Below are 21060 nucleotides of genomic sequence, written 5' to 3' on the forward strand. Positions count from 1 at the left end.
AACGCCGCCCCCGGCGCCCGGACGGTGTCGTCCGGGCGCCGGGGGCGGCGGGGGGTGGTGCGGGCGTCAGCGGCGGTGTGCGTCCGAGCCCGGGGTCTTGCCGTCGAGGACGCCGGGGCGGCCGACCTCGTCCACCGACGACGGGTCGGAGCTGACCTCGTCGCCGACGCCGTGCCCGAAGGTGCTGCCGGCGGCCGGGTGCGCGCCCTCGCGGAGCAGCGCCGCCTTCATCTCGGCCGGCGCCAGTGCCCGCGCCACGTGCCAGGCGACGACCGCGACGATCGAGCCCAGCGCGATGCCGTTGAGCACGTACTCGTCGGTGAAGGTCAGGGTGACGTTGCCGATGCCGATGATGATCCCGGCCGCGAGCGGCACGAGGTTGATCGGGTTGGCGAAGTCGACCCGGTTCTCCTTCCAGATCTTGGCGCCCAGCAGGCCGATCATCCCGTAGAGGACCACGGTGATGCCGCCGAGCACGCCGCCCGGGACGATGTTGATCAGCGCGCCGAACTTGGGGATCAGGCCCAGCAGGATGGCGACGACCGCGGCCACGTAGTAGGCCGCCGTCGAGTACACGCGGGTGGCAGCCATGACGCCGATGTTCTCGGCGTAGGTGGTGGTGGGGGAGCCGCCGACGGAGGTGGCGACGACGGTCGCGATGCCGTCGGCCGCGACGGCACGGCCCATGTACGGGTCGAGGTCGCGCTTGGTCATCTCGGAGACGGCCTTGACGTGGCCGGCGTTCTCCGCCACCAGGGCGATCACCGCGGGGATCACCAGCAGCGAGAAGTTGAGCGAGAAGGTCGGCCCGGTGAAGTCGGGGAAGCCGAACCAGTCGGCGTCGGCGACCGAGTCGAAGTTGATCCGGTCACGGGTGCTGACCGCGCCCGTGCCGTCGACCGAGGTGATCTGGCCGGCGGTGGCGTCCAGCAGGACCGACAGCAGGTAGCCGAAGATCAGGCCGAGCAGGATCGAGATGCGGGCGAGGAAGCCGCGCAGGGCGAGCGAGGCGACGATGACGAAGGCCATCGTGGCCAGCGCGACCCACTGGTCCTGCGGCCAGTACACGCCCGCGGCGACCGGGGCGAGGTTGAAGCCGATGAGCATGACCACCGCGCCGGTGACGGCCGGCGGGAGCACCCGGTTGATGACGCCCAGGCCCGCGAAGTGGATCAGCAGACCGACCAGGGCGAGGACGACGCCGGCGACCAGCAGCGCGCCGACGACGTCGCTGGAGTCACCGCCGTTGGCCCGGATCGCGGCCACACCGCCGACGAAGGCGGCGCTGGTGCCGAGGTAGCTCGGCACCCGGTTCTTCACGATCAGCAGGAAGATGATCGTGGCGACGCCGCTCATCATGATGGCGAGGTTGGGGTCCAGCCCCATGACGATCGGGAAGACGAACGTCGCCCCGAACATCGCGACGACGTGCTGCGCGCCGATGCCGACCGTGCGTGGCCAGGAGAGGCGCTCGTCGGGTGCGACGGCCTCCCCGAGCGGGGGCGTCTTGCCGTCCCCGTAGAGCTTCCACCCGAACGCCATGAGTGCCTCCTCGACGTGCACTTTCGATGCGGTGCGGTGTCGGGCGACGGGTCGTCGTCCCCACCGGGAGGCGTCAATGTGGCACGCCCCACCCGGTGGGCGGAAGTACCTCAATGCTAAATCGTTATTGCACGCAGATGCCGATACTTCACCGCTGAGAGATCTGTCGGTACGGTTTCGAGGATGAGCCCCTCAGCCCCCTCCTGTGGAGACGCCGCGGTCTCGGTGCAGCTGCGATCCGGGGTCTATGCCGACTCGGTGAAGTTGATGCAGGTGAGCCGCCGCGTCGGCGCCCGCGACGGCGTCTCGGCCGTGCTCGTCGCCATGGCGACGCCGCTGAACCTGGAGCTCGCCGCGAACATGGGGCTCGCCCCTGCCGGCGACGCCTCGCCCGAGCAGCTCCTGATCGCCGTTCGCGCCGAGGACGACGCCGCGCTGGCCGATGCGCTCGCCGACGTCGACGCCGCGCTGGCCGAGCGGGAGCGCTCCACCGGCAGCGCCACCGCCGTCGCGCACCGCACGGTCGGGGCCGGGCTCGACGAGCTCGCGCCCGACTCCCCGGCGCTGGCCATCGTGAGCGTCCCCGGCCAGTACGCCGTCGCCGAGGCCGCCGACGCCATCGCCGCCGGCCGCAGCGTGCTGGTCTTCTCCGACGGCGTTCCCGTCGAGCACGAGGTCGCGCTCAAGCGCGCCGCCCACGACGCCGGCGTGCTCGTCATGGGGCCCGACTGCGGCACCGCGATCGTCTCCGGCGTCGCCCTCGGCTTCGCCAACGTCGTCCGCCCCGGCCCGGTCGGGCTCGTCGCCGCGTCGGGCACGGGCGCCCAGCAGGTGTCCTGCCTGCTCGACATGGCCGGCGTCGGGGTCTCCCACGTGCTCGGCGTCGGCGGCCGCGACCTCAAGGAGGAGGTCGGCGGGCTGGCCACCCTCGACGCGCTCGCCGCGCTGGACGCCGACCCCGCCACCGAGCGGGTGCTGGTGGTGTCCAAGCCGCCGGCGCCCTCGGTCGCCGCCGCGGTGACGTCGTTCGCCGACGGGCTCTCCGTCCCCGTCAGCAGCGCCGCGCTGTCGGCGGAGACCCCGGATCTCACCGCCGCCGTCGAGGCGCTGCTGACCGACATGGGGCTCGACGTCCCGGTGTGGCCGTCGCGCCCCGGGCCCGCGGAGGCCGCCGTTCCCGGCGCGGCGCTCAAGGGCCTCTACTCCGGCGGCACGCTCGCCGACGAGGCCATGTTGATCGCCGCCCCGGCGCTCGGCGGCATCCGCTCGAACACCCCGCTGGAGCCGGAGCTCGACCTCGGTACGGACCTGTCCGCCTCCGGCCACCTGGTCGTCGACTTCGGCGACGACGCCCTCACCGTGGGCCGCGCGCACCCGATGATCGACCCGACGCTGCGGCTGGAGGCCATCGCCGGCGTCGCCGCCGCCGACGAGCCGGCGGTCCTGCTGCTCGACGTCGTCCTCGGGTACGGGGCCGACCCCGATCCGGCCGGCGCGCTGGTCCCTGCGCTGCAGGCGGCCCGGGCGCAGAAGCAGCTGCCGGTCGTCGTCGCGCTGATCGGCACCGAGGGCGATCCGCAGGGCTGGTCGCGCCAGGCCGACGCCCTGGCCGCCGCCGGCTGTGCCGTCTTCTCGTCCAACGCCGCGGCCACGCGGTACGCCCTCGACCTGCTGGGAGCATCCGCATGAACCTCGGGAACCTGCTCTCCGGCCCGCCGTCCGTCGTGGCGGCCGGCGTCGATGTCTTCTCCGACGCGCTGCGCGCCCAGGGCGCCGAGGTGGCCGACGTCGACTGGCGGCCGCCGGGCTTCGGCGACCCGGGCGACCTCGCCGCGCTCGCCCTGGACACCCGCCGCGCCGCCGCCAACCGCACCGCGGTGGAGCGGCTGCTCGCCGCCGGGTCGGTGCTGGTCGACGTCCGGCCCGCCCGCGAGGTCATCGGCCTGGCCGACCGGATGTTGCTCCACTCCGGCCCGCCGCTGGAGTGGGAGAACGCCTCCGGCCCCATGCGCGGCGCGCTGATCGGCGCCTGCCTGTTCGAGGGGTGGGCGGCGGACGTCGAGGAGGCGGAGATCCTCCTCTCCACCGGCGCGGTGACCCTCGATCCCTGCCACCACCACCGCACGGTCGGCCCCATGGCCGGGGTCACCAGCCCGTCGATGTGGATGTGGTGCCTGGAGGACCCGGTCACCGGCGGGCAGGCGTTCTGCAACCTCAACGAGGGCCTCGGCAAGGTGCTGCGGATGGGCGCCTTCAACGAGGAGGTGCAGGCCCGGCTGCGCTGGATGCGCGACGTGCTGGGCCCGGTGCTGTCCAAGGCCGTGCGCGGCTCGATCGACGCCGGCAACGACCCGCTCGACGTGAAGGCCGTGCTGGCGCAGATGCTCCAGATGGGCGACGAGGGGCACAACCGCAACCGCGCCGGCTCGCTGATGGCGCTGCGCGAGCTGTCGCCGTCGATCGTCGCGGTGGAAGGCGTGCCGTCGTCGGACATCGCCGCGGTGCTGCGGTTCATCGGCGGCAACGAGCACTTCTTCCTCAACCTCGGCATGCCGACGGCGAAGCTCGCGCTCGACGCCGCCCGCGACGTCCCCGGCTCCACGATGCTCACCGTGATGTCGCGCAACGGCACGGAGTTCGGCATCCAGACCGCCGGCACCGGCGACCGCTGGTTCACCGGCCCGGCGAACACCCCGGTCGGGCTCTTCCTGGGCGACTACGGCCCGGACGACGCCAACCCCGACATCGGCGACTCCGCGATCATGGAGACCTACGGCATCGGCGGCTTCGCCATGGCCGCGGCCCCGGCGATCGTCCGGTTCGTCGGCGGCACCGTCCCCGACGCCCTGGCGACGACGGAGCGCATGTACCAGCTGACGCTCACCGAGAACCCGGCGATGGCGATCCCGATCATGGGCTTCCGTGGGTCACCGACCGGCATCGACGTGCTCAGGGTCGCCCGCACCGGCTGGCTGCCGCAGATCAACACCGGCATGGCCGGGCGGATCGCCGGCACCGGCCAGGTCGGCGCCGGGCTGGTGCAGCCCCCGCAGCAGTGCTTCGAGCAGGCCCTGGTCGCGCTCGCCGAGGAGGCGCGGAAGGCCTGAGCCGACCCGGCAGGACCCGGGGTCCTCCCAGCCGGACGCCCCGGGCCCTGTGCCGGTGTCGGCTCACAGCAGGCCGCGGGCGCGCAGCGAGCGCAGCCCGGCGAAGACGTGCCGGCGGATCAGGTCCTGCGTCTTGTCCGGCATGCCGACGAAGCGCAGGCTCACCTCCGTACCGCCGTCCTGGCGCGTGACGCGCCGGATCACCTCGCCCTGGCAGGGCAGCTCGTCCTGCTCCAGGCACACGGCGAGCGGGAGGACGGCGCCCACGCGCAGCGCCTGCTCCGTGCCGCCCGCGCCGTCCGTCGCCGCCGGCTCCGGTGTGGTGTCCGTGCCGGTTCCGGGCTGCTCGGTCGTCGTGGCTGCGCGGGGCGCGGCGGGACGTCCGGCGTCGAGCCGCGGGAACAGGGCCCGGATCCCGCCCTCGCTGATGTCCACCGTCACGCCGTGCAGCGCGTCGGTGCCGACGGTCATCCGCACCTGCAGGGTCAGCGGCGCTCGCACCGCGGACCGGCGCTGGCCCCGGGTGGAAGGGCCGACGGGGCGCAGTCGCCACTGCGGCGGGCCGAGTTCCGCGGCGACGAGCTCGGTCGGGAGGGACCGCAGCTCCTCGGGTCCGCGCCAGATCACCTCGACGTGCTCACCGGGCTCCAGCCGCACCCGCCGTCTCGAGCGGTCCTCGCCGATCGACACCACGATCTCGGCGCTGCCCGACGACTCGACCAGGCTCATCAGGACGTCGCCCCTGCTGGTGGCCAGCAGGTCCACCACCGTCCGCGGCTCCGGGTAGTCCACCCCCGGGTTCTCCGCCATCATTGCCCCCCTCTCCTTCTAGAACGGACGCGTCTTGGAACCCGCGCAGGCTATCGGGGCGGGATGCCGTCCCAGGCCGGTTGGCCGGGGTGTCGCCGTCGGGCGTGTCGTCCGCCCCGGGCGGGAGGTCCGGGCGGAACTGAAGCGGGGCCGCAGGTGGGCAGGGGGTCACGGCGGAGGCAAGTCCGTCCACGTCGTCCAGCGGGGCGGCGAACGGCACCCGGGAATGTCCTGACCGTGCACGCGGGTTGTCACGCCCGTCTCCTGCACGAGCTCACGAACCGGGTGGCGCAACGGAACGGCGCCTTGCCCGGGGTGGTCAGCTGCGCGGGGACGTCGCCGTCGCGGGTGGCGGTCGCCTCCGCCACCGCCGAGTTGGAGATCTGAGTGAACACGCCCCGTCCCAAGGTCCGGCTCAGTCGCGCGCTGGGCATCCCCCTCACGCCGAAGTCCGTCCAGTACTTCGAGCGCCGCCCGTACCCGCCGGGCGAGCACGGGCGGAAGCGTCGCAAGGACAGCGACTACTCCACCCGCCTCAGGGAGAAGCAGCGCCTGCGCGCCCAGTACGACATCAGCGAGACGCAGCTGCGAGCGGCCTTCGACCGCGCAAGGCGGTCGGGCGGCAAGACCGGTGAGGCCCTGATCCAGGACCTCGAGTCGCGGCTCGACGCCACCGTCCTGCGCGCCGGCTTCGCCCGCACGATCTACCAGGCTCGCCAGTTCGTCACCCACCAGCACGTGCTGGTCAACGGCAAGCGCGTCGACCGGCCCTCCTACCGGCTCGTGCCGGGTGACTTCGTGCAGATCGCGGAGAAGTCCCGCACCAGGGAGCCGTTCGTCGTCGCCGCCTCCGGCGCGCACGCCGAGGCGCCGAAGTACCTCGAGGTGCGGCTGGCCGACCTGGTGGCCCGCTACGAGCGGACGCCGAACCGCGAGGAGGTCCCGGTCGTCTGCGAGGAGCAGCTGGTCGTGGAGTACTACTCCCGCTGACCCCCGGGCGGGAGCTGCGCCACCGACCCGCGGTGGGGGCCACCTGGCGGACGGTGCGCGCAGATCCCGAGTCGGGCTCCGGTGGCCCCGGACGAACGGAATCCCGGCCGCCCTGCCGGTGAAGGCGCTGCTGGCCCGCACGGACGACGCCGCGATCGCGCTCGTCGGCCTCCAGGTCTACTCGCCGACGGCCGGCGGGCCAGCACGGTCGGCTCCGCGGACGAGCTCGACGACGGCATCGTGCTCAACCAGGGGTCAGGCTCCGGCGGGGAGCTGGAGCTGGACTGGTGGCTGCACTCGCTGCCGCCCGAGGGTCCGCTCCGGGTCGTCGTCCCGCGCGGCCGAGAACGTCGTGACGCTCTGGCGTGGGCGCCGCCCGCCCCGCGAGGTGAACAGCACCGGCCCCGGCCCGACCTGCCGCCGGACAGCTGGTTCGCCGGCTGAGGCCTCTGGGCGAGATCGGCGATCTCGCCCCCATCCGGCCGGGAAAACTGGCGAGATCGGCGATCTCGCCCCGATCCAGCCGGGTCGGGCCGCCGCGAGCAGGTCGTCGACGGCGGCGACGTCCCGCGGGCCCCAGCGAAGATGCGGTAGGTAGTGCCCAATTAGCCTGCCCGTCACGCGGATGCGATGATGCTCGGTACACGATCGAGCGGCCGCTGGAACGGCGGCGCAGCGCCCCGGCCGCGTGGGGGAGCGAAGCTGAACAGGCACCTGGCGGAGCTGATTCCCAGCGGTCCCCGGACCGGGCTGCAACGACTGGTCCTCGAGCACGACTGGGGGACGACCGCCCTCGGGCCTCAGGCGGACTGGTCACCGACGCTCCGGACGGCGGTCAGCACCGCGCTCAACTCGCGGTTCCCGTTCCTGCTCATGTGGGGCCCGGAGCTCGTCATGATCTACAACGACGGCTACGCCCCCATGCTCGGCGCCCGGCACCCCGCCGCGCTGGGCCGGTCGGCGCGCGACGTCTGGTCCGACATCTGGGCCGCCCTCGAGCCGATGGTCGCCGAGGTGATGGCCGGACGAGCCACGTACTCCGAGGACCTGCCCCTGGTCATGACGCGGCACGGCTACGAGGAGGAGACCTACTTCTCCTTCTCGTTCAGCCCGGTCCTCGAGCCGGGTGGCCAGGTGGTCGGCCTGCTCGACACGGTCGTCGAGACCACCCAGCGCGTACTGGCGGCCCGCCGGCTCGGCGTCCTGCAGCGGCTGGGCAGCCTGCCGCGCGCCTCGCACGGGGACACGACCGAAGCGGTGTCGACCGCGCTCGGGGTGCTCGCCGATGCCCGGGCGGACTGCCCCTTCGGTCTGGTCTACCTGGCCGACGGCGACGACGGGACCCCGCGGTTCGTCGCCGGGCAGGGCCTCGACGTGCGCGGGGAGCCGGCCGGCGGCGTCGTCCCCGGGCAGGTGCTCCGCGCGATGGCGACCGGGGAGGCGCAGACGGTGACCTCGCTGGCCGCGCTCCTGCCGGGGCTGTCCAGCGCCGCCGCGAGCCCCGCCGGGCAGGCCGACGTCCGCACCGCGGTCGTCCTACCGCTCACCGCCGCCGGTGCCGAGCGGCCGATCGGCGCGCTGGTCCTGGGCGCCAGCCCGCACCTCCCCCTGGACGAGGGCTATCGCATCTTCATGGCCCTGGCGGCCGGGCAGGTCGCCGCGGCGGTCGCCGATGCGCAGGCGGTCGCGGCCGAGCGCCGCCGGGCCGAGGAGCGGGCGCGGTCGGACCAGGCGCGAGCGCAGTTCTTCACCGACGTCGCCGTGACCCTGCAGCGCGCGGTCCTCGGTCCGACCGTGCTGCCCGAGGGCTTCGCCGTCCACTACGAACCGGCCACCGGCACGCTGGAGGTGGGCGGCGACTGGTACGACGTGGTGGACCTGCCCGGCGGCGGCTACGGCGTGGTCGTCGGCGACGTCGTCGGCCGCGGCCTGCCCGCCGCGGCCGTGATGGGCCAGCTGCGCAGCGCCGGCCGGGCGCTGCTGCTGGAGAGCCGGTCGCCCGCCCACGTGCTGTCGGCCCTCGACCGGTTCGCGGCGCTGGTCCCCGGTGCGGCCGTGAGCACCGTGTTCTGCGCCGTCATCGACCCTCGTGCGGGCAGCCTCTGCTACAGCAGCGCCGGGCACCCGCCGGCGGTGCTCGTGGAGGACGGCGGCGCCGTCCACCTGCTGGAGGGCGGGAGCGCCCTCCCGCTCGCCGTCGTGGCGGGGGCCCGCCGCCCCGCGGCGGGGGTCGCGCTGCCTGCCGGCTCCACGCTGCTGCTCTACACCGACGGCCTGGTCGAGCGGCGGGACGAGGCGCTGGACGAGGGGATCGGCCGGGCCGCGGAGGCGCTGGTGGCGGGGCGGCACCTCGGTCCCGCCGAGCTGAAGGCGAGGCTCACCGAGCGGTTGCTCGGTGACGCGCCGGACGACGACGTCGCGTTCGTCCTGTTCCGCTGCGGCTGACGCCCGGGAGGCCGAGATGGACGTCGTCCGGACGAGCAAGCGGCTGTCGTTCGTGCTGCGGCACCGCCCCGACTCGGTGGGGCTCACTCTCGACGACGCCGGCTGGGCCGACGTCGGCCAGCTGCTCGCCGCGCTGCGGATCTCCAGGGAGCAGCTCGAGCTCGTCGTCGCCACGAACGACAAGCGCCGGTTCGCCTTCGACCCGACCGGCACGCGGATCCGGGCCAGTCAGGGGCACAGCGTCGCCGTGGACCTCGGCTACGGGCCCGAGCAGCCGCCGGAGGTGCTGTTCCACGGCACGGTCGAGCGCGTCCTCCCGGCCATCCTCGCCGAGGGGCTGCGGCCGGGGCGCCGGCACGCGGTGCACCTCTCCGCCGACGTCGTCACCGCCCGGGCCGTGGGCGGCCGGCGGGGCCGCCCGGTCGTGCTCCGGGTGGACGCCGCCGGCATGGCCGCCGGCGGGTCCTCCTTCAGCCGCTCGGCCAACGGCGTGTGGCTCGTCGACACCGTCCCCCCGCGGTTCCTGACCGTGGTGGACGCCGCGTCCGCGCCGGACGGCTGACCACCCCGTCGGTCACCCGGCCATCACGTCGCGGAAGGTCTCCTCGGTCTCGACGAACAGCTCCTGCAGGCCCTCGCCGCCGATGAACTCCTCGGGCACGTACCGCTCGCCCAGCGTCTCCACCACGGACGGCTCCTCCGCCGCGCTGCGCAGCGTGTCCTCGAGGGTCTGGCGCACCTCGTCCGGGACGCCGGCGGGCGCGATGACCCCGAAGGTGGTCGTGCTCTGCACCAGCTCGGGGAAGCCCTCCTCGACGAACGTGGGCGCGTCGACGTAGGGGAGCGGTTCCTCGCTGCCGACGGCGAGCACCCGGAGGTCGCCGGACTCGATCGCCGGCAGCATGTCCTGCGAGAGGTTCACGAACCCGGCGCTGACGTTCTCGCCCAGCAGCGCCGTCTGCACCTCCGAGTTGCCCTCGAACGGCACCACGGTCAGGGGCACGTCGTAGAGCTGGGTGATCCGCCGGGTCTCGGCGGCGTGCGTGTTGGTGGCGCCGGGCGTGCCCACGGTGATCGACCCGGGCTCGGCCTGCGCGGCCCCGAAGAGCGACGCCAGGTCCTGGTACGGCGAGTCGGCCGGCACCACGATCCCCGACGGCACGCGGGTGACGACGCCGACCGGCGTGAAGTCCTCGCGGGTGTACCCGACGTCGTTGCTCAGGTAGTTCAGGACCGCGGTCGGCAGCGCGGTCATGGAGAGGGTGTGCCCGTCGGCCTCGGCCTGGATCAGCTGCTGGTAGGCGGTGGCGCCCGAGGCGCCCGGGAGGTTCTCGACGACGACCGACTCGTCGAGCTCCTGCTCCATGTGCGCGGCGAGGGCGCGCGCCGCGATGTCGGTCGGCCCGCCGGCTGTGTAGGGGACGAGCAGCCGGACGTTCTGCGTCGGGAAGTCGCCCGCGGCGTCCCCGCCGGATCCGGAGTCCTCACCGCCGCACGCGGTCAGCAGGGAGGTGGCGAGGAGGGCGGCGAGCACGCGGGCAGGTCTCATCGGATCTCCTGACGTGGGGTGACGGCGTCGTCGCCGCACCGGGCCCCGTCCGTGTCGGGCGGTGGATCCATCGTGCGGTATCCGGGCCACGGGGGCACGCTGCGCGCGGATTCCCGGCGCACGGTCAGGCAGGGAGCCGGACCGCCAGCAGCGCGATGTCGTCGTCGCCCCGGGTGCCCAGGGCGCTCAGCAGCCCGTCGCACATCCGGTCCAGCGGCTCGCGCCCCAGTTGCCGCAGCGCCCGCACCAGCCAGGCGGTGCCGTCGTCGAGCGTCATGCCGCGCCGCTCGATCAGGCCGTCGGTGTAGAGCAGCAGCGTGTCCCCGCGGTGCAGGACGAGCTCGTGGTCGCTGCGCGGGGCGTCGGTGGGCGTGGTCCCGAGCAGTCGGTCGGGCACCCGCTGGAGCACCTCGGCGCTGCCGTCGGCGCGGACGAGCACCGGCGGCGGGTGCCCGGCGTTGGACCAGCGCAGCGGGACGGCGCCGGCGGCGAGACCGCGCACGTCCACGGTGGACACGGCGACGGTCACCAGGGTCTCCAGCGACAGACCGGCCAGGACGTCGTCCAGCGCGGTGAGGGCGGCCGCCGGCGAGGTGTGCCCCGACCGGGCCAGGGCCCGCAGCATGCCGCGGGTCTGGGCCATCGTGGCCGCGGCGGGGGCGTCGTGCCCGGCGACGTCGCCGATGACCAGCATGGTGCGGCCGTCGGCGAGCGGGAAGGCGTCGTACCAGTCCCCGCCGACCTGGGCCTCCCGCGCGCCCGGCAGGTAGCGGGCGGCGGTCTCCATGCCGGGCACCCGCGGGGCGTCGCCGAGCAGGGCCCGCTGCAGCGTCTCGCCGGTCCGGACGGCGGCGCGCGTCGCCGCCGCCTCGGCGCCGAGCCGGGCCAGCTGCGCCTCCCGGCGCAGCCGCAGCTCGCAGGTGGCGACGGCGAGCACCCCGGCGAGGGCGACGGCGACGAGCCGGACGCTCTGGGCCACCGCCGTCTCGGCGGTGTACTGCTGCTCGTAGAGGCCCAGCAGCGTGCCGACGACGAAGGCGGCCGCCCCGTAGGCGACGGTCGCCCGCCGGCTCAGCGCGGTCGCGGCCACCAGCGGCGCGACCACGGCCAGCCCGAGCACCACCTGGCCGCGGCCACTGAGGGCCTCCGCGAGCACCACCAGGGCCAGGGCGAGGGCGGGCAGCGCCTGGTGGAAGCGCTCCGACCGGTCCACCACGTCCCCCTCGTCCGGCCGCGAGCTGCCGCCTGCCCCTCCAGCGGCGTCCAACCTAGAGGACGACGCCTGGACCGGCGGGCCGTTCCGCCGGGGAGCCGATCAGCCCGTGGAGCCCGGCATGGCGTCCATGGGCAGCCCGACGTACAGCATCCCGATGAGGACGCCGGCCTCGTCGTGCAGGCCGGCGTACGCGGTGAAGTAGGGCCGGTCGGCTACGGTGGCTGCGCCGGTGTACACGTCGCCGGCGTGGACCGCGGCCAGCACCGGGTTGGGGGAGCCGTCGAGGTTCGTCCGCGCGATGGAGGTGCCGACGTTGCGCCGCCCGGCGGCGTCGAGCACGGTCGTCGCCGCCCGCACCATGCTGCCCTGGTCATCGAGCCGCTGGAACAGCGTGCAGCTGCCGCCGGCCCGGCGGACCACCTCGTCGACGAGCAGCGCGGGGCGACGGGGGTCGTCGCTGCGGTCCAGCGGCACCTCCCCGATGAGGACGTCGGCCAGCTGGGCGGTGGAGGTGGCGCCGGTGGCCTGGTCGCGCACGGTCACCGGCGCGCGGGTGCTACCCAGCCGCGCTCCGCCGAGCTCGGCGAGGTGCTGCTCGGCGACCGACAGCGCCCGGCGGACGTAGATGACGCGCTGGCTGTCGGCGAGCTGGGCCACCGCGTCGGTGATGCGGGCTGATCCGCTCGCCGCCCGGTCGACGTTCTCCACGACCCGCTCCGTGGCCGCCCGCTGCTGTTCCACGGCGGCGGCGATCGTGTCCTGGGCGTCGGCGATGGAGCCGAGGGTGCCGGTGATGCGCGAGATCACCTCGACCGCCTGCTCGGTCTCCTTCTGCACCGCCTTGATCTGCGCGTCGATGTCCTGCGCGGCCTGGGCGGTGCGCCCGGCGAGCTCCTTGACCTCGTCGGCGACGACGGCGAACCCGCGGCCCACGCCGCCGGCCCGCGCGGCCTCCACGGACGCGTTGAGCGCCAGGAAACGGCTCTGCTGGCTGATGGCCGTGATCAGGCGGACGAACTGGGTGATCGACTCGCTCGCGGCCTGCAGCGCCGCGATCCGTTCGTCCACGGCTCGCGCATCACGCACCGCCTCCTCGGCGACGGCGGAGGCGCGACCGGTGCTGGCCGAGATGTCCCCGATGGCGGACCGGAGCTCGGCCAGCGATGCGGCCGCCTCTGCGGAGGTGTCGGAGACCTCCCGCGACGCCTGCGCGAGGACGCCCGCCTGCTGGGCCGCGGCCTCCATGCTGGTGTCCCGCTCGACGGTGCGTCGCCGGCCCGGAGACGCCGGAACGGCGCGCGGGGGTGCCACCGGTGGTGAGGACGTGGAACCCCGTGACGTCGACGAGCGCACGACCGATCCCTCCCACAGCTGCCTGGAGAACCATCTGACCGCCCGCAGCCGGGGAGGTTCGAGGAGCACCGTAAGGCGTACGCCCGGAGCCCCGGGAAGGCGCGCCGGTGAGTGGCCCGGTCCCGCACGGACAGACCGAGCGGATCGTGCCCGGCGCCGCCTTCACCCCGGGCCGGACCGTCATCGACCACTCGCTGCCGAGTTCCTGCGCCGTGTCGGGGAGCGGTGCGACACCGTCGTCCTGCACCACGTCGCCCCCGCCGGCTCCTGGCCCGGCGTCCGCCCCGGATGCGCAGGAGGAGGGGTCCGGGACGACGTCCCGGACCCCTCCTCCTGCGTCACCCGGTGGTCAGGCCTCGATGCCGGCGCGACCGCGCGGCCCGGTCCGCCCCTCGCTGCGATGCTCCCGGGGCTGTCGTCACGCCCTGACGATCGCGGCGACCGGGCCGCCGCCCGACGGGCCCTGGTGGACCGCGGCGACCGAGACGAAGACCGCCGGGTCACCGGTGACCGACGCCGTCACGCCGCCGACGCACGCCTTGATCTGGCGGTGCCAGGAGACGTCGGAGTCGTCGAGCATCGCGTTGCGCCGCCCGCGGACCTTCCCGTCGGGGGAGGCCTCGCACTTGAGGAAGACGTTGACCAGGCGGTCGCCGAGGTCGGTGTGGTGCGGCCGCTCGGGCAGCTCCAGGCCGGCGTCGCGGATCGCCGCCCAGATGCCGTCCTGGTCGAGAGCATCCTTCATCACGGAGTGGCCGACGCGGTAGGTGCCGCCGTGGCCGCGGGCGTTGCCGACGACGACGATCTGCGCCCGGTCCAGCTCCACGCCCGACGAGCAGGACGCGACCGAGGAGTACAGGGACAGGTCGCGCATGATCTGGTCCTGCGTCGGCATCTCGATCTCGCCGAGCGCCACCGCGATGCCCAGCGCCGTCGTGCCGTTGGAGATGTCCATGGAGCCGTGGGGCTCCTCCAGGATGGTGGTCTGGCCGCGCTCGTGGGCGTCGCGGATCGTGTCGATCGTGAGCAGCGGCGTCTTGGTCTGCACGTAGTGCACGTCGGCCGGGTCGGTGATGCCGGCCTCGGCCATCGCCTTCCTCACGCCGGCGGCCACCTTCTCCACCATGGCGACGCGGCCGATGTCCTCGGGCAGCAGGACGTCGCTCATCGCGTATCCCACGGTCAGCCGCGGCTCGTCGGTCTTCTCGACGGACTCCTCGGGGAGGGTCGCGAAAACGGTCGCGTGCGGGCTGATGACGCCGTCGGTGCCGCCGGACCACACGATCGGGATGTCCCCGACCTCCTCCTTCGACCGGCTGCCCTTCTCCATGAGCACCTCGCGGAACGCGCGGTCGGCGATGATCCGGGTGTAGTCGTTGATCCCGCCGTTGCCCTCGGTCTTGCCGATGACCGCGATGACGCGGTCGGCGTCCATGACGCCGTCGTCGATGAGCTTGGCCAGCTCCGAGGCGTCGGAGACGTTGTGCAGCGGGACCTTGCGGACCTCGATCGGTGCGGGCATGCGGGTTCCCTTCAGGAGTGGGTGAGGACGGTGCCGGCGTCGTCACCACGGACGGCGTCGGCGATGTGCTCGAGCGAGGTGATGACGGCGCGGGCGCCGCCGGCCTCGACGAAGCGGAGAGCTGCTTCCACCTTCGGGCCCATCGAGCCGCGGGCGAACTGGCCGGCCGCGGCGAGATCGCGCATCTGGGCCGCGGTGATCCGGCCGAGCGGGCGCTGGTCCGGCGTGCCGAAGTCGACCATCACGTTCGTGACGTCGGTGGCGATGACCAGGGTGTCGGCCTTGACGTCCCGGGCCAGGATGGCCGCGGTGAGGTCCTTGTCGATGACGGCCTCGACGCCGTGCAGCGGCGACCGGACCCGGTCGTGGTCGCGGCTGTCGTCGACCACGGGGATGCCGCCTCCGCCGGCGCAGACGACGACGAACCCGGCCCCCGCCAGCGCGTGAATCGCCGCGGAGTCGATGACGGCCTTCGGCTCCGGGGAGGCGACGACCCGCCGCCAGCCGCGGTCGCCGCGGTCCTCCCACGTCTGGCCGAGCGCGATGAACCGGTCCGCCTTCTCGCGGGGGAGGTAGCGGCCGACCGGCTTGGACGGCTCGGCGAAGTGCGGGTCGTCGGCGTCGACCAGCGTCCGGGTGATCAGGCCCGCGGTGCGCTGCGGAAGGCCACGGGCCCGCAGGGTGGCGTCGAGCTCGTCGGCGAGGGTGAAACCGATGGTGGCCTGCGTCTGCGCGACGTTCCAGTCCAGCGGCACCGGCGGCACCTCGTGCGCGGCCAGCTCGTTCTTCACCAGCAGGTTGCCCACCTGGGGGCCGTTGCCGTGGGTGATCACCACCTCGGCGCCTGCGGCGACGACGGCGGCGATGTGGGTGGCCGCCTCGGCGAGCGCGGCGCGCTGGGCCGCCGGCGTCGCCGACCCGTCGGCTCCGGTCATGGCGTTGCCTCCGAGGGCGATGACCACGCGGCTCGACGTCACCCCGCCGACCCTAGCCGGAAATTCCTTAGCGGTGAAGGACCTGGGGACGGCTGTCCGCTCGAGGTCCGCTTTCGGGGTGCCGGCACCCGGGGCTGACGTGCGCCCCCTGCCCGGCGGCGACCGTCTGCGGGACCGGCCACCCGCCCCGGAGGTGACGTCGGCCACCCGCTTCCGGCCGTCCGCCTGCGGTGGCGGTCTGCATCAGGGTGGCTCCGCTAGCGTTCCGCGCCGTGCCCGCCGCCCCGTCGTCGACGACCGTCGCCGGGCTGGTGACCGCACTCGTCGGGTTCCTGAGCTCCTTCGCCGTCGTGCTCACCGGCCTCCGCGCGGTCGGGGCCACGCCGGGGCAGGCGGCTTCGGGGCTGGTGGTCCTGTCGCTCACCATGGGGATCGCCACCGTGCTGCTGGCCCAGCGGACGCGGATGCCGATCACCGTGGCCTGGTCCACGCCCGGCGCGGCCCTGCTGGCGACCGCCGCCGCGCCGTCCTGGCCCGTGGCCGTCGCCGCCTTCGTCCTGGTCGGCGCCCTCGTCCTGCTCACCGCGGGGTGGCCCCGGCTGGGCAGCGCGATCGCAGCCATCCCGCCGGTGCTGGCTCAGGCGATGCTGGCCGGCGTGCTCGTCCCCCTGTGCCTCCAGCCGGTCCGCTCCGCGCTGGAGATGCCCTGGCTGGTGGCGCCGGTGGTCCTGGTCTGGGCGGTGCTGCTGCGGTTCTCCCCGCGCTGGGCGGTGCCGGCCGCCTTCGCCCTCACCCTCGGCATCATCGGGTGGCTCGCCTGGCGCGAGGGGGGTGTCCCGGCCGCCGCCCTGGTCCCCACCCTGGAGTGGACGACGCCGGACTTCGCCTCCACTGCGGTGATCGGGCTCGCGCTGCCGCTCTTCCTGGTCACCATGGCCTCCCAGAACGTGCCGGGCATGGCCGTGCTGGCCGCCCACGGCTACCGGGCGCCCTGGCGGCCGGCCATGGCCGTCACCGGAGCCGGGACGGTCCTCGGTGCGCCGTTCGGTGGTCACGCAATCAACCTGGCCGCCATCAGCGCCGCCCTGGCGGCCGGTCCCGAGGCGGACGCCGACCCGGGACGCCGCTACCGGGCCGCTCGCGCCGCGGGGCTGACCTACGTCGGGTTCGCGCTCGTCTCCGCCGCCGTCGCCGCGCTCGTGGTCACGGCCCCCGCCGGGTTCGTCGCCGCGGCTGCTGGCCTGGCGCTCTGGCCGGTGCTGGCTTCGTCCCTGAGCGGAGCCCTGGCGCGACCGGAGGACCGGATCCCCGTCGTCGCGACCTTCCTCGTGGCGATCAGCGGCATCACCGTGGGCGGCATCGGGTCGGCCTTCTGGTCGCTGGTCGTGGGCCTGGCTTTCTGGGCCTGGTCCCCGACCCGGCCTCAGGGCGCGGTCGTCTCGGCGTGAGGGGGGACGGTCAGCGGCGCCAGAAGTCGAACCGGTCGCGTCCCGGCCGGAACCCGGCGGCCTCGGCGACGGCCACCGCGAGGTCGAACTTCTGGCCCACCGCGGTGGGGGCGTGCGCGTCGCTGCCGAAGCTGACCGCCTCGCCGCCCTCCTCGCGGAACCAGCGCACCTGGTCGGCCGAGGCGAGCGGGCTGCTCGTGTTGATCTCGAGCGCGCGGCCGCTGCCGGCCAGCGCGCGGAACACCGCCCGGTACTCCGCTTCGTAGTCCTTCTCCACATACCGGTGCGATCCGCCGGGCCAGTACCGCCGCGGGAAGTCCACGTGCGCCAGCACCTGGAAGACCTCGCTGCTCTCGATCATCCCGACCATCTCGCCGAGGTAGCGGCGCATCGTGGCGTCGGCGTCGACGTGCAGCAGCCGGCCGACGCCGACCAGCCGGCCCTGGTCGGACAGCGAGTGCAGGGAACCGAGGATGCGGTCGACCGGTGAGTCCTCGAGGTGGCGGGCGATGCTCGCGGCGAACAGGTGCGGCTCACCGGTCTCGACGCCCGACCAGATCCGCAGGTCCGGGAACCGGTCCCGGACCTCCGCCAGTTCGGCGAAGTAGCCCTCGACGTCGATCGGCAGCTGGTGCGCCGGGTTGCGGTCGACCAGCCCCTCCTCGGTGGCCCGGTCCTCGTCGTGCCAGACGGTGAAGTCCAGGTGCTCGGTGAAGGCGATCGCGGGCAGGCCCTGGGCGATCGCCCGCTCGCAGGCCTTGCGCATGGTGGACGAGTCGGGGGTGTCCCACGACCAGTGGGTGTGCACGTGGTTGTCGGCCGGAAGCTGCCCCTGGTGTGCCATCGCCTGGGGATTCTCCACCGTCGTCCCCAGGCCGCGCGCGGGCACCCGTTCTCGTCCCTCGGGGTGCCTACTGTCGTCGGCATGAGCACCGCCGCACCGCCGTCCTCGATCGCCGACGAAGCCCTGGAGATCCTCCGGGAGCTCACCGGCCGGCCCGACGCGGTCTTCCGCGAGGGGCAGGACGCTGCGGTCGCCGCGCTGGTCGAGCGCTCCCAACGGGCGCTGGTCGTGCAGCGCACCGGCTGGGGCAAGTCGGCCGTCTACTTCGTCTCCACCGCGCTCCTGCGCCGCCGCGGCGCCGGGCCCACGCTGCTGGTGAGCCCGCTGCTGGCCCTGATGCGCGACCAGGTGGCCGCCGCCGCCCGCGCCGGCATCCGCGCGGTCGAGATCTCCAGCGCGAACATGACCGAGTGGGACGACATCGCCGCCCGCCTGACCGCCGACGACGTCGACGTCCTGCTCGTCTCCCCGGAGCGGCTCACCAACCCCCGCTTCCGCGAGGAGCAGCTGCCCGGCCTGGTCGCCCGGTGCGGGCTGGTCGTCGTCGACGAGGCCCACTGCGTCTCCGACTGGGGGCACGACTTCCGCCCCGACTATCGCCGCATCCGCGATCTGCTGGGCACGCTGCCGGACGGCACACCCGTCCTCGCGACCACGGCGACGGCGAACGAGCGCGTGGTGGCCGACGTCGCGGAGCAGCTGGGAGCCGGCGGCGTCGAGGTGACGACCGTGCGCGGCCCGCTCTCCCGCGACTCGCTGCGGCTGGGCGTGCTCCGACTGCCGTCGGACCGGGCGCGGCTGGCCTGGCTGGCTGCCCACCTGGGCGACCTGCCGGGCAGCGGCATCGTCTACACCCTCACCGTCGCCGCGGCCGAGGAGACGGCGAACCTGCTCCGCGGCGCCGGACACGAGGTCCGGGCCTACACCGGCCGGCTGGACGACGCCGACCGCAAGGACGCGGAGGAGGCGCTGCGGAAGAACGAGGTGAAGGCGCTGGTCGCCACCTCGGCCCTCGGCATGGGGTTCGACAAGCCCGATCTGGGGTTCGTCGTCCACCTGGGCGCCCCCTCCTCCCCGGTCAGCTACTACCAGCAGGTCGGCCGCGCGGGCCGGGCCGTCGAGCACGCCGACGTCCTGCTGCTGCCCGGGCCGGAGGACATCGCGATCTGGCAGTGGTTCGCCACCTCCTCCATGCCGCGGGAGGACCACGCCGCCGCGGTGCTCACGGCGATGGCCGACGGCAAGGCGTGGTCGGTGGCCCGGCTGGAGACGGTGGCCGACGTGCGCCGCTCCCGGCTCGAGCTGCTGCTCAAGGTGCTCGCCGTCGACGGCGCCGTGGAGCGGGTGCAGGGCGGCTGGCGCTCGACCGGGCGGCCGTGGGTCTACGACGCCGACCGCTACGCCCGCGTCACGCGCACCCGGGAGGCCGAGCAGCGCGCGATGCTGGCCTACGCCAAGCCGGTGGACGAGGCGGAGTGCCGCATGGCCTTCCTGCAGTCCGCGCTGGACGACCCCACGGCCGCGCCCTGCGGACGCTGTGACGTCTGCGCCGCGCCCTGGTACGCCACCGACGTCCCCGAGGCCGCGGCGGACGCCGCCTCCGCCGCCCTCGACCGGCCGGGCGTGGAGCTGGCCCCACGGGCGATGTGGCCGACCGGCGCGGACCGGCTGGGCGTCGACGTCAAGGGCAAGATCCCGCCCTCCGACCAGCTGGAGACCGGTCGCGCCGTCGCTCGGCTCACCGACCTGGGCTGGGGGCAGCGGCTGCGCTCCCTGCTCGGGGACGACGGCGTCGGCGGCGTGGTGGAGCTCGACCTCGAGGCGCCGAGCATCGAGGAGGACCCCGACGCCGCGTTCGACGTGCCCGGGCGCCGCTCCGTCTCCGACGTCCCACCGGATGAAGAGCTGCTGCGGGCCTGCGGCCGGGTGCTCGCTGCCTGGGACTGGAAGGAGCGCCCGGCGGCCGTGGTGGCCGTGCCGTCGCGCCGGCGTCCCCAGTTGGTGCGCGGGGTGGCGCAGGGGCTCGCGCGGATGGGCCGGCTGCCCTACCTGGGGGAACTCTCGCTCGCCCACGGCGGGCCCACGGGGCAGCCGGGCGGGAACAGCGCCTTCCGGCTCGCCGCCGTGTGGGGCCGGGTCGTCGTCGGCCCGGAGCTGCGCGAGGCCCTCGCGTCGGTGAACGGCCCGGTGCTCCTGGTGGACGACCTCGCCGACTCGCGCTGGACCGTGACCGTCGCCGGGCGTGAGCTGCGCCGGGCCGGTGCATCGGCCGTCCTCCCGTTCGCCCTCGCCCTCGCCGCCTGAGTGAGCTCCGTCCACAGCTTTTCGCACAGATGTGCGAAAGTCCGGGTAGCGTGCCGGTATGACGCTGGCGCACCAGCCCTCGATGTGGGACCTCGCCGAGGAGGCGACGCTCGCGCCGCTGAAGGGCGTCACCCGCCACGCCCTGGGCCGAGGGGCCTGGGTCGACCACCTGCCGGGCTGGGTCTCCGGGTCCGACGAGGTGCTCGACGTCCTGCTCGGTGACATCGGCTGGCGGGAGGACCGCCGCCAGATGTACGACCGGGACGTCGCCGTGCCGCGCCTGCTGCGCTGGTACTCCGGCCGGGAGGAGCTGCCCCACGCGCTCCTGAGCGAGGCCCGGGCAGAGCTGAACCGCCACTACGGGCCCGAGCTGGGCGAGCCCTTCGTGACCGCCGGGATGTGCCTGTACCGCGACGGTCGGGACAGCGTCGCCTGGCACGGCGACCGCATCGGGCGCGGGCGCTCCAGCGACACGATGGTCGCCATCGTCTCGTTCGGCTCCCCTCGTCCGCTGCTGCTGCGCCGCATGGGCGGCGGCGACTCCCTACGCTTCCCGCTGGGCCACGGCGACCTCGTGGTGATGGGTGGCTCGTGCCAGCGCACCTGGGAGCACTGCATCCCGAAGACCACGAAGCCGATCGGACCGCGCGTGAGCGTCCAGTTCCGCCCCTGCGGCGTCGCGTGAACCGGCCGGTCGCCGGGAAGGGGCCGCCGTCCCAGGCCGCGACGCCCCCGCGTCACCGCCGCCCGCCTGGGGTGGGCCCCTCGGCCCCGCGTGAACGGCGCGTGACAGGGACGTGGCGGACGCGTGGCGGGCGTCACCGGGGGGTCGGGTTGCACGGGGCTGGTGGGGGCGTGTAGTTTTCTTTTTGCGCCGCGCGGCCCGGAAGGGCCGCCGGACCAGCCCCCCGCTCGACGGGCTGCTGGAAACCGGCGTAGAGTTGGACATCCAGCCAGGGACGAGGCCCGGAAGGGTTGAGTGTCTGCGCGTCCGC

The 21060-nt window shown here is 74.4% G+C and carries 17 protein-coding genes; 8 read left to right on the top strand and 9 right to left on the bottom strand.

The annotated features are described in order from the left end of the window. Positions 1-66: 66 nt before the first annotated feature. Positions 67-1542 carry a uracil-xanthine permease family protein gene (locus ACI791_RS16330; protein WP_456586991.1) on the bottom strand — a complete coding sequence of 492 codons (1476 nt, stop codon included), beginning with the start codon at positions 1540-1542 and terminating at the stop codon, positions 67-69. Between the two features lie 183 nt (positions 1543-1725). On the opposite strand from ACI791_RS16330, the gene ACI791_RS16335 reads away from it, so the two are divergent. After that, complete coding sequence (locus ACI791_RS16335; protein ID WP_456586992.1) at positions 1726-3231, top strand: FdrA family protein; 1506 nt, start codon at positions 1726-1728, stop codon at positions 3229-3231. Next, complete coding sequence (locus tag ACI791_RS16340) at positions 3228-4649, top strand: DUF1116 domain-containing protein (RefSeq protein ID WP_456586993.1); 1422 nt, start codon at positions 3228-3230, stop codon at positions 4647-4649. The genes ACI791_RS16335 and ACI791_RS16340 overlap by 4 nt, the downstream gene beginning before the upstream one ends. Positions 4650-4712: 63 nt before the next feature. Here the strand turns inward: ACI791_RS16340 and ACI791_RS16345 are convergent, their stop codons facing one another. Further along, a complete protein-coding gene (locus ACI791_RS16345; RefSeq protein WP_456586994.1) occupies positions 4713-5462 on the bottom strand; it encodes a PilZ domain-containing protein in 750 nt (249 codons plus the stop codon). A gap of 248 nt (positions 5463-5710) precedes the next feature. Next, positions 5711-5854, bottom strand: coding sequence for a hypothetical protein (locus tag ACI791_RS16350; RefSeq protein ID WP_456586995.1), 144 nt, complete (start codon positions 5852-5854; stop codon positions 5711-5713). Between ACI791_RS16350 and rpsD the strand changes: the two genes are divergently transcribed. The 3 genes from rpsD (at position 5847) to ACI791_RS16365 (ending at position 9456) form a co-directional block, all read left to right on the top strand. Then, entirely contained in the window at positions 5847-6449 is a 603-nt protein-coding gene (gene rpsD, locus ACI791_RS16355; protein WP_456586996.1) for a 30S ribosomal protein S4, read from the top strand. The two genes, ACI791_RS16350 and rpsD, sit on opposite strands and share 8 nt — an antisense overlap. 633 nt (positions 6450-7082) lie before the next feature. Beyond that, the gene (locus tag ACI791_RS16360) at positions 7083-8894 is read left to right on the top strand and encodes a SpoIIE family protein phosphatase (protein WP_456586997.1); all 1812 of its coding nucleotides are present in this window, start codon (positions 7083-7085) and stop codon (positions 8892-8894) included. Between the two features lie 16 nt (positions 8895-8910). Beyond that, a complete protein-coding gene (locus tag ACI791_RS16365; RefSeq protein WP_456586998.1) occupies positions 8911-9456 on the top strand; it encodes an RNA 2'-phosphotransferase in 546 nt (181 codons plus the stop codon). A 12-nt stretch (positions 9457-9468) separates the two neighbouring features. Here ACI791_RS16365 and ACI791_RS16370 read toward each other — a convergent pair whose 3' ends face one another. From ACI791_RS16370 to ACI791_RS16390, 5 genes are all read right to left on the bottom strand, one after another. Further along, entirely contained in the window at positions 9469-10443 is a 975-nt protein-coding gene (locus tag ACI791_RS16370) for a tripartite tricarboxylate transporter substrate binding protein (protein ID WP_456586999.1), read from the bottom strand. Between the two features lie 124 nt (positions 10444-10567). Beyond that, on the bottom strand, positions 10568-11659 hold the full coding sequence (locus ACI791_RS16375; RefSeq protein ID WP_456587000.1) for a PP2C family protein-serine/threonine phosphatase: 1092 nt from the start codon (positions 11657-11659) through the stop codon (positions 10568-10570). Between the two features lie 99 nt (positions 11660-11758). Further along, positions 11759-12904 (bottom strand): Cache 3/Cache 2 fusion domain-containing protein, encoded by a 1146-nt coding sequence (locus ACI791_RS16380; protein WP_456587001.1) that lies wholly within the window; start codon positions 12902-12904, stop codon positions 11759-11761. A gap of 526 nt (positions 12905-13430) precedes the next feature. Then, a complete protein-coding gene (bar, locus tag ACI791_RS16385; RefSeq protein WP_456587002.1) occupies positions 13431-14534 on the bottom strand; it encodes a barbiturase in 1104 nt (367 codons plus the stop codon). An 11-nt stretch (positions 14535-14545) separates the two neighbouring features. Then, the gene (locus ACI791_RS16390; RefSeq protein ID WP_456587003.1) at positions 14546-15511 is read right to left on the bottom strand and encodes a carbamate kinase; all 966 of its coding nucleotides are present in this window, start codon (positions 15509-15511) and stop codon (positions 14546-14548) included. A gap of 230 nt (positions 15512-15741) precedes the next feature. Between ACI791_RS16390 and ACI791_RS16395 the strand changes: the two genes are divergently transcribed. After that, the gene (locus tag ACI791_RS16395) at positions 15742-16917 is read left to right on the top strand and encodes a benzoate/H(+) symporter BenE family transporter (RefSeq protein ID WP_456587004.1); all 1176 of its coding nucleotides are present in this window, start codon (positions 15742-15744) and stop codon (positions 16915-16917) included. Between the two features lie 10 nt (positions 16918-16927). Here ACI791_RS16395 and ACI791_RS16400 read toward each other — a convergent pair whose 3' ends face one another. Further along, complete coding sequence (locus ACI791_RS16400) at positions 16928-17806, bottom strand: PHP domain-containing protein (RefSeq protein WP_456587005.1); 879 nt, start codon at positions 17804-17806, stop codon at positions 16928-16930. A gap of 36 nt (positions 17807-17842) precedes the next feature. On the opposite strand from ACI791_RS16400, the gene ACI791_RS16405 reads away from it, so the two are divergent. After that, the gene (locus ACI791_RS16405; protein ID WP_456587006.1) at positions 17843-20065 is read left to right on the top strand and encodes a DEAD/DEAH box helicase; all 2223 of its coding nucleotides are present in this window, start codon (positions 17843-17845) and stop codon (positions 20063-20065) included. Positions 20066-20123: 58 nt separating this feature from the next. Continuing rightward, positions 20124-20750 (top strand): alpha-ketoglutarate-dependent dioxygenase AlkB, encoded by a 627-nt coding sequence (locus ACI791_RS16410; RefSeq protein WP_456587007.1) that lies wholly within the window; start codon positions 20124-20126, stop codon positions 20748-20750. The last annotated feature ends 310 nt before the right edge of the window (positions 20751-21060 follow it).

It is taken from the genome of Blastococcus sp. SYSU DS0973 (genome assembly GCF_054051055.1).